Here is a 13,215-nt window from a genome sequence, read left to right on the forward strand (position 1 = left end):
TAGTCATTTAATTAGCAAATTATAAATCTGTTTTTGCAGATAAAGGTGAATTAATTGCAGTTAAAAAGGATTCATCAACCATCACAATAATTTTTCGATAAATACCTTTCTTTGTCCCTCAAAATTCGCAGATGATAGGCAAACTCAAAATCTTTAATTCACTTACTCGACAGAAGGAGGAGTTTAACCCATTGAACCCCCCATATGTAGGTATGTATGTGTGTGGCCCAACGGTTTACAGCAACGTACACCTTGGAAATGTTCGAACATTTTTGAGTTTTGATGTGGTAAATAGGTACCTACGCTTCCTTGATTATAAAGTGCGCTATGTTCGCAACATCACCGATGTAGGACATCTTTCTGATACTGGCGAAGATAAAATCTCAAAGAAGGCCAAACTGGATAAGCTTGAACCCATGGAAATTGTGCAGATGTATGCAAATGATTTTCGTGATGTCATGCTGGAGTTTAATGCAATACCACCCGATATCGAACCATCAGCAATTGGTCATTTGATGGAGCAGATTGAGATGACAAAGAAATTGATCGAAAATGGATACGCATACGAATCCAATGGGTCTGTCTACTTCGATGTAGAGAAATATCATAGGGAAAATGATAATTCATATGGGATATTAAGCGGAAGAAAGATTGAAGACTTGCTCACTGAGACACGTGACTTGGATGGGGGCGGTGACAAAAGAAGTCCATTGGATTTTGCACTTTGGAAAAAAGCCGCTCCTGAACATATCATGCGATGGAAAACCGAATGGAGTGATGGCTTTCCTGGCTGGCATCTGGAATGCTCAGTGATGAGCACAAAATACTTAGGTGAAGAATTCGATATCCATGGTGGTGGAATGGATTTAAAATTCCCACATCATGAATGTGAGATAGCCCAGAATGCAGGTTCTCACGGGCATGGTGGAGCCAAATACTGGCTACACACGAATATGCTTACCGTGAATGGGCAGAAGATGAGTAAATCGCTTGGAAATTCATTCTTACCAAGAGAGTTGATTTCCGGTGACCATGAGCTCCTTGAAAGAGGATACAGCCCAATGACTATTCGTTTCTTCATGATGCAATCACATTACGCCAGTACTTTGGATTTTTCTAATGAAGCTTTAGAGGCTGCTCGAAAGGGATATGTTCGCTTAGCAAATGGCATGAGGACCATGCAAGAAATGGAATGGAAGAAAGATGATGGCATAGTTAATGAAAAACAGGTAGAACAGATCATTAAGATGTTAGACAACCTTTACTATGCCATGAATGATGATTTCAATACTGCCTTGACCATAGGTCATTTGTTCAACTTAGTAAAGAAGATCAACTCTCTTCATACAGGACAGCTTAAATTCGGAGAAATTGGAGAAGAAACATTCCTAAGAATGAAAGAAACATTCTTAGGATTCGCAGAGGATGTGCTAGGCCTAAAAGTAGAAGCTGATGTGGATTATAAAAATCTAGTAGATACAATCTTAGGTGAGTATAAAGACGCGAAGTTTAATCGAGACTTTGATCGAGTGGATAAACTGAGGGCAGAACTAAAAGCTGAAGGTATAGTAGTGAAAGATATGAAGGATAAGATTGAATGGGCGTTTGAGGAATAGTTTGATTTGATGATTTAAAGTAAAACTGGATTAGTAATAATCCAGTCATACAAATTATTTCCAATTAACATGTACTTCAGCAAACTTGGGTACTTAATGTTCCTATTGTAACTCGAGTTTGTGAACAATCTCCAGGGCCATGCAAAGTATTTGATAATAGTCATGAACTAAATCTCCAATACAACCGGATGTATCTCCAAATTGCTACAACTCCCCAAATCTTCATATCCACTTGGACAACCAGCAGCAGGTATCGGTTCCAAAATTCTTGCCCCTTTAGATTTATTTACATGTTCAAAAATTAAAACTTCATTAGTTTTAGATATCGCCTGATATCCTTCTAGAACGATGTTGTTTTCATTATTTATTATAAATACAACGACTTCTTCAATTTCATTATTCTCTTCCTTCATTAAATCAATTTCTAAGTAAAGATTCTTAAAAGCTTCATTAAGACTTTTAGAGTTATCCAAATTGCCCAGAACAACTCCATTCTCAAACAGATCATCTATTAGGATCTCAATATCACCTAGCTGAAAATTCTCAGTTACTTCAGAGTTATCAGTACATGAAGAACAACTAATAATGAATACAATTAACGAATAAATAGCGATTTTGCTCATAGCTTTTTAATTAATTGTTGATAACGTAAGGTATCAAAAAAATCGCAATTTTAAATCCTCAAATCTCCTTAGCCTTCTCCCAATACGCATCCATTTCTTCCAATGTCATCTCTCCAATGGTTTTACCCTCTTTCTTGGATTCTGATTCCAGGTATTGAAAGCGCTTGATGAATTTCTTATTGGTACGTTCTAAAGCGTCTTCTGGATTGATATCAACAAAACGGGCATAATTAATCAGTGAAAACAAAAGATCACCAAACTCTTCTGCTTGTTTCTCTTTTTCAGTCTCCTCTTTAAACTCTTCTATCTCCTCTTGCACTTTTTCCCATACTTGATCTTGGTTGTCCCAATCAAATCCCACTCCTCTTGCTTTCTCTTGGATACGCATGGCTTTGACCAGTGCAGGCAATGACTTTGGCACTCCACCAAGCACCGATTGATTGCCTTTTTCATTCAATTTAATCTTCTCCCAGTTTGCTTTTACCGTTTCTTCATCCTCGGCATTTATATCTCCATAAATATGCGGATGTCTTCTTATCAGCTTTTCACATACAGAATTCAACACATCGGATACATCAAACGATTGCTTCTCATCACCTATCCGTGAATAAAATACTAGATGAAGCATCAAATCGCCTAGCTCATTTTTAACTTCCTCTAGATCATTCTCGATAATAGCGTCCGAAAGCTCATAGGTCTCTTCTATCGTCAAGTGGCGCAAGGTTTCCATTGTCTGTTTTTTATCCCACGGGCAATTTTCTCTTAGCTCGTCCATAATGGTCAGCAGACGATCAAAAGCTTCGAGCTTTACTTTTCGATTCGGATCTAAAGAGGATAATGATTTTTTTGACATAAAAATGGAATTCTAAAGTCGTCTGTTTTGTTGACAGACTACAGCCGCAAATTGGCTAATTTTGTATCAAAATCTGAACGAATGCAGGTAGTATTATTAGGAATCGGAATATTCGCTTTATTTTTTGTGGGACTGTCTATCCGCATTTTGTTAAAAAAAGACGGAGAATTTAAGGGGACATGTGCTTCTCAGAACCCTTACCTCAATAAAGAAGGTGCGTCCTGTGGGTTTTGTGGTAAAACGGTTACTCCTGGTCAAGACTGTGGAAACTCTGATTCGGAAGTAAATAAAGTGTTAGCTAAATTCTAGTACAGTCTTTACGCTTTAGACTTTTTACTTCTAACTACATTTCTATATTTGCGCACCGCTAAAAATTTAGAAGACTTTGACATTAATTAAATCAATATCCGGCCTGCGTGGTACGATAGGAGGAAAAGCTGGAGATAATCTATCCCCATTAGATGTAGTTAAATTTTCTGCCGGCTATGGAGCTTGGCTGAAAGAGACTCATAAAAAAGCAAAAGTTATTATTGGAAGAGATGCCAGACCTTCGGGTGCATCCTTCACACAATTGGTTGCTAACACACTCATAAATCAAGGGATCGATGTTGTAGATCTAGGATTGAGCACCACCCCTACCGTGGAGATGGCTGTAATGGCTGAAAAAGCTCAAGGCGGAATCATTCTTACAGCAAGTCACAACCCTGCCGGGTGGAATGCTTTGAAGTTATTAAATGACAAAGGAGAATTCATTTCAGCCGAAGAAGGAAAAAGAGTATTAGATCTCTCTGAATCAAAAGATATAGAGTTTGCTACCACACCAAAGATTGGTGAATTCACCACCAATGATTTTTACATTGATTATCATATTGAACAGGTTGTTAAACATCCTTTAGTAGATGTAGAAGCTATTAAAGCTGCAGGGTTTAAGGTGATTGTCGATGCTGTCAATAGTACAGGAGGAGTTTCTATTGTCCCTCTTCTAAGACAAATGGGTGTTGAGGTAAAGGAATTATACTGTGATCCGACAGGTAATTTCCCTCATAACCCTGAACCCCTACCCGAAAATCTTCGAAAGATATGTGGTGAACTGGAGGATGGTAATTATGATTTAGGAGTAGTCGTAGATCCTGATGTGGACCGTCTCGCACTAATTTGTGAAAATGGTGAGCCATTTGGTGAAGAGTATACCCTTGTAGCAGTCGCGGATTATATTCTATCACAGAAAAAAGGTAACACTGTGTCTAATCTTTCTTCTACCCGCGCACTTAAAGACATCACAGAAAAACATGGATGTGAATACAATTCATCCGCTGTGGGTGAGGTGCATGTAGTAGCAAAAATGAAAGAAACAAACGCCGTGATTGGTGGTGAAGGAAACGGGGGAGTAATCGTTCCCGATCTTCATTATGGCCGAGATGCACTGGCTGGGATAGCATTATTCCTGACTCATCTTGCCAAGTTTGGTAAAAGTGCCTCAATGCTAAGGGCTACTTATCCTAACTATCATATTTCCAAAAATAAAATTGAGCTTACGCCTGATATCAATGTAGACGGTGTACTAGAGGCCATTAAGGAAAAATATAAAGGTCAGCCTATAAATACGATCGATGGTGTCAAGATTGAGTTTGATAGCGAGTGGGTACAGTTAAGAAAGTCGAATACTGAACCTATAATTCGTATTTTTGCAGAGTCCGAAAGTCAGAATACTGCTGAACATTTAGCAAAAAAGCTGATCATGGACATTAAGGAAGTTATTTCCGGATAAATATCTGTAAGTATGAAAGTTTACTTTGACAATGCCGCTACTACGCCCATCGACATAGATGTATTTGAGGCGATGAAACCTTATATGTTAGAACATTTTGGTAATCCATCATCTATCCACTCGCATGGCAGACAAGTACGAACAGCGATAGAACGGTCCAGGAAAAAAGTAGCAGAATTATTGAATGCCGCTCCCGCGGAAATATTTTTTACATCAGGAGGAACAGAAGCTGACAATACGGCCATTCGGTGCACTGTAAGCGAAAAGGGAATTAAGCATATCATTACCAGTAAAATTGAGCATCATGCGGTCTTACACACAGTAGAGTCGCTGGAAAAAAGAGGTATCAAGGTTAGTTATGTGGAATTAAACAATAAAGGTCAGGTCAACTATGATCACCTTGAAGTTTTGCTAAAAGACAACCCTCATACATTGGTGACTTTAATGCACGCCAATAACGAGATAGGAAATTTACTTGATATTGAGCGTGTTGGAGAACTTTGTAGAGCGCATGATGCTTGTTTCCATTCAGACACAGTACAAAGCATGGCTCATTATGCCCATGATATGTCAAAGCTTAATCTGGATTTTGCTGTAGGTTCAGCTCACAAATTTCATGGTCCAAAAGGCATTGGTTTTTTGTATATCAATCATGAAAATAAAATTCATCCATTTATTCATGGAGGAGCTCAAGAGCGAAACATGCGAGGCGGTACAGAAAATGTCTACGGAATCGTGGGGTTGGCTAAAGCCATGGAAATAGCCTATGATGACATGGAAGCTCACAGAAATCATATTGAAGGATTAAAGGCCCATATGATAGAGAGGTTGAAATCTACCATTGATGACGTAGCTTTCAATGGTGTCTCTGATGAAATGGATAAGAGTCTTTACACTGTTCTAAATGTTTGCCTGCCTCCAAGCGATGATAACGACATGCTACTCTTCAATCTTGATATCGAGGGGATTTCTGCTTCCGGTGGAAGTGCTTGTAGCAGTGGGTCCAGTATAGGATCACATGTCTTGGCGGAGCTAAATAGAAATCAAAATAGAGGAGCTATTCGATTTTCTTTCAGTAAATACAATACCTTAGAGGAAGTAGATTATGCAGTTGAGAAGCTAATCAAGCTATATCAACCTGAGACTACTTCTGCATGAAAGTACAATTGATAGGACAAGGATTTAAAACGAGGGATTTGATTCACATCATTCCCAGAGTTATTGTTGTCATCATTTTAGCACAAACCCTTCCATTTAAATTCAGTGGTGCGCAAGAAAGTGTCATGATCTTTACCCAGCTTAATATGGAGCCTTGGGGAAGGTATTTAATTGGCACTATCGAGTTGATATCGACTTTATTTTTAATTACCAACTTTTATATCATCGGCGCGATTATTTCTCTGAGTATAATCAGTGCTGCTAATTTTTTGCACTTCACTAAACTTGGCTTTATCATCAATGATGATGGAGGTACACTTTTTATATTAAGTATCATCGTGATTTTCTGTTCCTTATGGATCGTGCTATACTGGAACATGCAAAGGGTAGAGAGTAAAACGGCCAACTTTGAATTTAACTGGGATGACGAGGATGATGAGTTTCTGATTTAAGCTCTTTCAACCATTCCCTTTAAGCATTCCACCCATTTATCTTCAATGTTGAGACTTGGCACCAGGTCCCATTGCTCCCCTCCAGCTTTTATAAAATCTTCTTGATACGTTTCGCCCACTTCTACTGTCGTTTCTAAACAATCAGAAATGAATGAAGGAGAGAAAGCGAGCACTTTCTTTTTCCCATTGTCAGCCAGGTCTTCTAATACTTCATCAGTGTAAGGTTTGATCCATGGAGTCTTACCCAAACGTGATTGGAAACTTACGGTGTATTCCCCCTCTTTCAAACCTAGTTTTTTAACAAGCAGTCTCGTTGTAGCATAGCATTGCGCCCTGTAGCAGTAGCGATTCTTATCCGTTAGAGAATCGCAACAAGTCCCAAGCTGACAATGATTATCAACCGATCCTTTTATGATCTGCCTTTCTGGAATTCCATGATAGCTAAATAGAAAGTGATCATATTCCTTTTTTGCCATCATTTTCTTAGCATTATCGGCTATCGTTTCCAAAAACAATTCTTCCTCAAAGAATTGAGAAGTAAAACTAATATCCGGAATGATTTGCCAATCCTTCACAATTTCCATTACCTTATCTTGAACAGACCCAGTACTTGCCGAAGCATATTGAGGGAACAATGGGATCACATGAATAGAAGCGCAATCTTTCAACTTATCCAATCCTTCCTGAATGGAAGGGCTTTGATATCGCATAGCAAGTTCTATTTGATAAGAATTATCAACCTTTTCTATAAGTTTATCAAGCACCTCAAAACCAAAATATTTGAGTGGGGAGCCTTTTTCATCAAACAATCGCTCATACTCTTTAGCTGATTTGGGAGCTCTTAAAGGTGCAATGATCAAGTTAACTAACATCCATCGGTTAAGGAAAGGAATATCAATCACTCTTTTATCCATCAGAAACTCACGTAGATATTTCCTCACATCCGGAACAGCGGTAGAATCTGGTGTCCCCAGGTTTACAAGTAAAACGCCTCTCTTTTTAGTCATATAATTAGAAGATATTGGCTTCCCAGATCACAATTCCATACACTAAGAATCTTAGAAATCGGAATAATGAAAACCATAAATATTTTTTAAATGAATAATGCACTGAACCTACAAGCATTGCAATACCGGAAAATGGTAATGGAGTAAGCGCAGCAACAACTACAAGAAAACCTCCATAGTTATTTAGATGTTTTTCAAATTTTCCAAAAACCCGTCGCTTCATAGCTCTATAGAATTGGGTGTTTTTAAGGTAAGCTCCAATTCCAAAACCAATGATTCCTGCCATGTAAGAAATAGTAGAAAGCGCAATTATATTGTTGATGTAGGTTGAAAGGACTTCACTTCTTAAAGACCAGATCATGAAAAACTCCGGAGGTATAATTCCAAAGATGACTTCTGAGGCCAGAAAAAATAAGTAGACTATGGTTGGCTGGTCATAAACGGGTCCTAATACCGTCTCTAACGTGAAATCATAATTCTTTCTAGCATAAATAAACGCGATGACGATAACAGCTAACCACAAGAATCCTCTTAGCAGATTCTTTATCAGAAACCTTCTCCTATCTGGAAGTTCTTTTTCGGTTTTTGGAGTCATGTTGAAGCTAAACTGGAAATGCTAAATTATTGTTCCTCGATGGATGATTCGGTATCTTTTTTTGCTTTTGTTTTAGAGAACGATACTTTCCAATACGGGTCTTCTAATTCAGTGTATCTACCATAGAATTGAGTTAGCATAATTTTTACAGCATAATTGAGGCGATTTTGAGCATCTTGGAAGTAGTCCATCCGATTTTTTGGATGATAGATAAAGAACTTGATCACAGGAAAAGCGCATGTTCGGAAGTCTCCAAGTATTTTTTTCACATCTGCTTTTTCCTTCTCCAATGCTTCCATCGCTTTTCCGCAGCACTTTCCTATTCCTTTAATTAATGGGATGTAGATCATGCCTACATCCGCTTGACTTTCCTCTAGTTCCGTGCATGCCTCATCACAAAAAGCTCTCAAAATCCGGAGTGATGGAATACTCATACTCGCATCCGTAAATATATCTGGTTGCCATAAAATTTCTCGGAAGGTAAAAATGGATGGTAAAAGCTCTGTATCGTAAGTTTCATCATCCTTTAAAGCCAACATGGTTTCTGTTGTGATAGAATCAACTCTGACTCCTCCAGCGCATAGAGCATAAGACCAGCCTTGCTCCTTGCTGTTGACCATCTTTAAAAAATTCCATATTTCGTTGAGTGCTATCCTCATCTCATTCCTGTAAAGATCACAAAATAAACATTCAACATCATATACGACAAACCCATCTATTTTGCCTTTTGATTTTATATCTTCAACCCGTGGAAAAAAGATGGGTACATAAGGGGGAGCCCGAAAGTGAAATAGTCGAAAAGCTCAGCAAAGAAATTAACATCAATGAGTACTTATCAAAAATACTGATTCAACGAGGAGTCAAGACTTTCGAAGAGGCAAAGGAATTTTTCCGTCCATCACTTTCAAAATTGAATGATCCCTTTTTAATGCTCAATATGGACAAGGCAGTCAACCGACTGACCGATGCTGTATTCAATGAAGAGAAGATTCTCATTTACGGAGATTACGATGTAGATGGCACCACTTCTGTTAGTCTAGTGTATCTATTTTTGAAGCAGTTTAATGATACCATTGAATTTTATATTCCAGATCGTTATTCTGAAGGATATGGCATTTCTGAAAAAGGGATTAAACATGCCATTGATAATAGTTTTTCATTAATCATAGCGCTTGATTGTGGTATTAGAGCAATTGACCGTGCTTCTCAAGCACAAGATGCTGGAGTGGACCTTATCATTTGTGATCATCACATCCCAGGAAAAGAATTGCCAAATGCGTTCGCTATCCTAGATCCAAAACAGAAAGCCTGTAAATACCCGTTTAAAGATCTTTCCGGATGTGGTGTTGGGTTTAAGTTATTAGAAGGGTTCTGCCAACAGAATACCATTGAAAAAGAAAAACTATTTGAGCTTCTTGATCTGGTAGCCGTGAGTATTGGATGCGACATTGTTCCGATTGTTGAAGAAAATAGAATTCTAGCACATTATGGGCTAAAAAAATTGAACCATTCCCCTTCTGCCGGACTCAAATCTCTTATCGAGATTAGTGGTAAGAAAAAAGAATTCTCCATTTCAGATGTAGTCTTCTCAATAGGCCCAAGAATCAATGCCGCAGGAAGATTAACTCACGCCAAAGAATCCGTGAATCTACTCATAGGTGATAGCTCCGAAACATCTGCTTTTGCGGATAACTTAAACAGCAGAAATCAGGAAAGAAGAGAGTTTGACCAAAACATTACCGCAGAAGCTTTAGAGATGATTTCTAAACTTAAGTCAGATCAAAAATCTACCGTTTTATTTAAAGAAGATTGGCATAAAGGTGTAATAGGTATAGTAGCATCCAGATGCATTGAGCATTATCATCGTCCTACAATTATTCTTACAGAATCAAAAGGTAAAGCAACTGGATCAGCTCGATCAGTTGATGGATTTGATGTGCATTCAGCTATTTCAGAGTGCTCCGATTTATTAGAACAATTTGGGGGTCACACCCATGCTGCCGGATTGACGCTACCATTAGAAAACCTTGAAAGATTTGTTGAAAAGTTCGAGGATGTGGTAAGTCAAAAAATTCTTCCAGAACAGTTAATACCAAAGGTTGAGATAGATACCGAAATTCCTCTGTCTGCTATCAATTATAAGACTTACAACATCATGAATCAAATGGCGCCATTCGGCCCAAAGAATATGGCTCCTGTTTTTGGCACAAAAAATGTAATTGTCGATGCTAAACCAAAGCTGATAAAGGATAAACACATTAAAGGATCTGTTCGTGAAGAGAACAGCACAAAGCTTTTTGAGTTTATCGGGTTTGGAATGGCCGATAAAATGGATTCAATTGCTGTTGGATGCCCATTTCATATCGCCTATCATTTGGAAGAAAATAATTACCTAGGCAATAAGTCACTCATCCTAAACCTGAGGGATGTAAGATTTGATGCATAAATTGCAACTCTTTTATGGAATTACGCGCAGAACATTTAATCAAGAAGTACAAAAAAAGGAAAGTTGTAAATGATATTTCCGTTACGGTAAAAACTGGTGAGATTGTGGGTCTCCTAGGGCCAAATGGAGCAGGGAAAACAACATCTTTTTATATGATAGTGGGCTTGGTCAAGCCTAATGAGGGTCATATCTTTCTTGATCAGGAAGACATCACTGATTTACCTATGTATCAGCGTGCTAAAAGAGGAATTGGGTATCTGGCCCAAGAAGCTTCAGTCTTCAGAAAACTAAGCGTGGAAGACAATATCCTGGCTGTTTTAGAAATGACTGGAAAGAGTAAGCAGGAACAGAAGGAAAAGTGTGAAAGTTTACTTGAAGAATTTAGCCTTACCCACGTGAGAAAAAATCTGGGACAGGTCCTCTCAGGAGGAGAGAGAAGAAGAACAGAGATTGCCAGAGCACTTGCAGTAAATCCAAACTTTGTATTGCTAGATGAGCCGTTTGCAGGAGTGGACCCGATTGCAGTAGAGGAGATTCAAACAATCGTGGCACAATTAAAAAACAAGAATATTGGCATACTGATTACAGATCACAATGTGAACGAGACTTTATCAATTACAGATAGAGCTTACTTGATGTTTGAGGGTAAGTTGCTCAAAGCGGGTACGGCTGAAGAATTGGCCAATGATGAACAAGTAAGAAAAGTCTATCTTGGTAAACACTTTGAATTAAAAAGAAAGATCTAGACTAAGCCATGGAAATTCTGAACTCCATATTATCATGGGTAATGAAGAAGCGAATTCATCAGATCGAGCTTTTCATGAAATACCCACACGAAGTTCAGAACGAGCTTTTGGAAGACCTTGTAAAAAAATCTTCTAAAACTGCCTACGGAAAGCAATATGGTTTTAAAACGATCGAAAATTACGAGCACTTCAAAAGCAAGGTACCCATCGTAAATTACGAAGAGCTCTTTCCTTTTATCGAAAGATTAATGAAAGGAGAGCAAAACGTGCTATGGCCGTCAGAGGTGCGATGGTTTGCAAAATCCTCTGGTACAACCAATGCACGAAGTAAGTTTATTCCGGTATCCCAAGAAGCACTGGATGATTGTCATTATAAAGGCGGAAAAGACCTTTTAAGCATCTACTTCAATAATTATCCGGATGCAAAGATGTTTGCAGGAAAGGGGTTAGTTATTGGTGGTAGCCATCAATTGAATCAATTTGATGAGAATGCTAATTCATATTATGGAGATGTTTCAGCAGTTCTTCTAAAGAATTTACCCTGGTGGGCGCAGATGGTGCGAACACCCAGCTTGGATATCGCTTTAATGGATGAATGGGAAGGGAAGATTGATAAAATGGTTGATATTACCTCCTCTGAAAATGTTACGAACATATCTGGTGTGCCAACCTGGATGATCGTTCTTCTAGAAAAGATGATCGAAAGAAATAAGGTCAATAATATTCTTGATATCTGGCCTAATCTCGAGGTGTTTTTTCATGGAGCTGTTTCATTCACCCCTTATGAAGAGCTTTTCAAAAAACTAATTCCGTCCAAAAAGATGAGATATATGGAGACATATAATGCGTCCGAAGGATTTTTTGGGATTCAAGATCAAACTGATAGTAAGGATATGCTCCTTATGCTAGACTATGGCATTTTTTATGAATTTGTCCCTTTTAGTGAGCTTGATCAAAAGAATCCAAAAACGCTTACACTCGATGAAGTTGAAGTTGGAAAGAACTATGCAATTATTATCACCACAAATGCCGGGCTTTGGAGGTATCGAATTGGAGATACAGTCACTTTTACCAGCATCAACCCTTATCGTATAAAAATCTCCGGTAGGACTAAACATTTCATCAATGCTTTTGGAGAAGAGCTGATCATTGAAAATGCAGAATCAGCAATCGCTGAAGCATGCAAAAAGACCCATGCTACAATAGACAATTTTACTGCAGGCCCTATTTATCTGGAAGAAGGTCAAAAGGGTGGACATGAATGGGTCATTGAGTTTACGCATGAACCAAACGATTTGACTCGCTTTAAAAAACTTCTTGATGAGCATCTCAGAGAAATAAATTCTGACTATGATGCCAAAAGATACAAAGATATCGCGCTGCAGGAGCCTGTAATCCATGTAGTACCAAAAGGGTCATTTTATGAATGGATGAAGAACAGAGGCAAGTTAGGGGGGCAACATAAAGTTCCAAGGCTAGCAAATAATCGAGAATATTTGGATGAATTAGTCGGATACAGAACCCACTCATCATAAAAAATCTCAGCACCCTCGATCTTGACTATTATCTTTAATCTATAAATTGATTCGTGAAACTTTGAGAAATCAATTGGAGTTACTAGGGAAGATGAAAAACATATTTTTCACACGTATTTTAGTTTTTGTTCTCTGTTTTTCTATGATGGCTGAAATTTCAGTATCTGTCATAAACCAAGATGTAATTTCTATTGAAGCGGATACAGAAATAGAGCATGAAGAGGGTAGTGAAAAAGGCAAGGAAAAGCATGCAAGTAATAGGTATCTGTATTTACAAGAAATAGAAATCATGCCCCAGTTAGCAAAAATCACTAGCTATAAAGACTGGTATTGGAATACACCTTCTTTAGACTTCCAAACACCCCCGCCTAAACTGTGTTGAGTTAATCCGTTCCTCAATTATTCTTTACTCAACA

General features: G+C 38.2%; 14 protein-coding genes. 9 read left to right on the forward strand and 5 right to left on the reverse strand.

What is annotated here, in order from left to right; translation table 11 throughout:
• Nucleotides 1–131: 131 nt before the first annotated feature.
• Nucleotides 132–1,616: a cysteine--tRNA ligase gene (cysS, locus tag ABJQ32_14070; protein ID MEP5290772.1), complete on the forward strand. Its 1,485-nt coding sequence runs from the start codon at nucleotides 132–134 to the stop codon at nucleotides 1,614–1,616.
• 167 nt (nucleotides 1,617–1,783) lie between these two features.
• Here cysS and ABJQ32_14075 read toward each other — a convergent pair whose 3' ends face one another.
• Nucleotides 1,784–2,239 (reverse strand): hypothetical protein, encoded by a 456-nt coding sequence (locus ABJQ32_14075; protein ID MEP5290773.1) that lies wholly within the window; start codon nucleotides 2,237–2,239, stop codon nucleotides 1,784–1,786.
• Nucleotides 2,240–2,297: 58 nt separating this feature from the next.
• On the reverse strand, nucleotides 2,298–3,092 hold the full coding sequence (gene mazG / locus ABJQ32_14080; GenBank protein MEP5290774.1) for a nucleoside triphosphate pyrophosphohydrolase: 795 nt from the start codon (nucleotides 3,090–3,092) through the stop codon (nucleotides 2,298–2,300).
• An 81-nt stretch (nucleotides 3,093–3,173) separates the two neighbouring features.
• On the opposite strand from mazG, the gene ABJQ32_14085 reads away from it, so the two are divergent.
• The 4 genes from ABJQ32_14085 (at nucleotide 3,174) to ABJQ32_14100 (ending at nucleotide 6,470) form a co-directional block, all read left to right on the forward strand.
• On the forward strand, nucleotides 3,174–3,401 hold the full coding sequence (locus tag ABJQ32_14085) for a hypothetical protein (GenBank protein MEP5290775.1): 228 nt from the start codon (nucleotides 3,174–3,176) through the stop codon (nucleotides 3,399–3,401).
• A gap of 76 nt (nucleotides 3,402–3,477) precedes the next feature.
• Nucleotides 3,478–4,860, forward strand: a complete 1,383-nt coding sequence (gene glmM / locus ABJQ32_14090) for a phosphoglucosamine mutase (protein MEP5290776.1) — start codon at nucleotides 3,478–3,480, stop codon at nucleotides 4,858–4,860.
• 12 nt (nucleotides 4,861–4,872) lie between these two features.
• Nucleotides 4,873–6,018 (forward strand): cysteine desulfurase family protein, encoded by a 1,146-nt coding sequence (locus ABJQ32_14095; GenBank protein ID MEP5290777.1) that lies wholly within the window; start codon nucleotides 4,873–4,875, stop codon nucleotides 6,016–6,018.
• Nucleotides 6,015–6,470, forward strand: coding sequence for a hypothetical protein (locus ABJQ32_14100; protein MEP5290778.1), 456 nt, complete (start codon nucleotides 6,015–6,017; stop codon nucleotides 6,468–6,470). Before ABJQ32_14095 ends, ABJQ32_14100 begins: the two co-directional genes overlap by 4 nt.
• On the opposite strand, the gene hemH is transcribed toward ABJQ32_14100, so the two are convergent.
• The 3 genes from hemH to ABJQ32_14115 are packed head-to-tail and all read right to left on the reverse strand — an operon-like array spanning nucleotide 6,467 to nucleotide 8,731.
• On the reverse strand, nucleotides 6,467–7,477 hold the full coding sequence (gene hemH, locus ABJQ32_14105) for a ferrochelatase (protein ID MEP5290779.1): 1,011 nt from the start codon (nucleotides 7,475–7,477) through the stop codon (nucleotides 6,467–6,469). The two genes, ABJQ32_14100 and hemH, sit on opposite strands and share 4 nt — an antisense overlap.
• Before the next feature lie 4 nt (nucleotides 7,478–7,481).
• Entirely contained in the window at nucleotides 7,482–8,072 is a 591-nt protein-coding gene (locus tag ABJQ32_14110; GenBank protein ID MEP5290780.1) for a VTT domain-containing protein, read from the reverse strand.
• A gap of 26 nt (nucleotides 8,073–8,098) precedes the next feature.
• Nucleotides 8,099–8,731: a hypothetical protein gene (locus tag ABJQ32_14115; GenBank protein ID MEP5290781.1), complete on the reverse strand. Its 633-nt coding sequence runs from the start codon at nucleotides 8,729–8,731 to the stop codon at nucleotides 8,099–8,101.
• A gap of 89 nt (nucleotides 8,732–8,820) precedes the next feature.
• Here ABJQ32_14115 and recJ point away from each other — a divergent pair, with 89 nt between their 5' ends.
• The 4 genes from recJ (at nucleotide 8,821) to ABJQ32_14135 (ending at nucleotide 13,181) form a co-directional block, all read left to right on the forward strand.
• Nucleotides 8,821–10,518, forward strand: a complete 1,698-nt coding sequence (recJ, locus tag ABJQ32_14120; GenBank protein ID MEP5290782.1) for a single-stranded-DNA-specific exonuclease RecJ — start codon at nucleotides 8,821–8,823, stop codon at nucleotides 10,516–10,518.
• Between the two features lie 14 nt (nucleotides 10,519–10,532).
• The gene (gene lptB / locus ABJQ32_14125; protein MEP5290783.1) at nucleotides 10,533–11,264 is read left to right on the forward strand and encodes an LPS export ABC transporter ATP-binding protein; all 732 of its coding nucleotides are present in this window, start codon (nucleotides 10,533–10,535) and stop codon (nucleotides 11,262–11,264) included.
• A gap of 41 nt (nucleotides 11,265–11,305) precedes the next feature.
• On the forward strand, nucleotides 11,306–12,799 hold the full coding sequence (locus ABJQ32_14130) for a GH3 auxin-responsive promoter family protein (GenBank protein MEP5290784.1): 1,494 nt from the start codon (nucleotides 11,306–11,308) through the stop codon (nucleotides 12,797–12,799).
• A gap of 91 nt (nucleotides 12,800–12,890) precedes the next feature.
• Entirely contained in the window at nucleotides 12,891–13,181 is a 291-nt protein-coding gene (locus ABJQ32_14135) for a hypothetical protein (protein ID MEP5290785.1), read from the forward strand.
• Nucleotides 13,182–13,215: the final 34 nt, after the last annotated feature.

It is taken from the genome of Marinobacter alexandrii, assembly GCA_039984955.1.
GTDB lineage: Bacteria > Bacteroidota > Bacteroidia > Cytophagales > Cyclobacteriaceae > Ekhidna.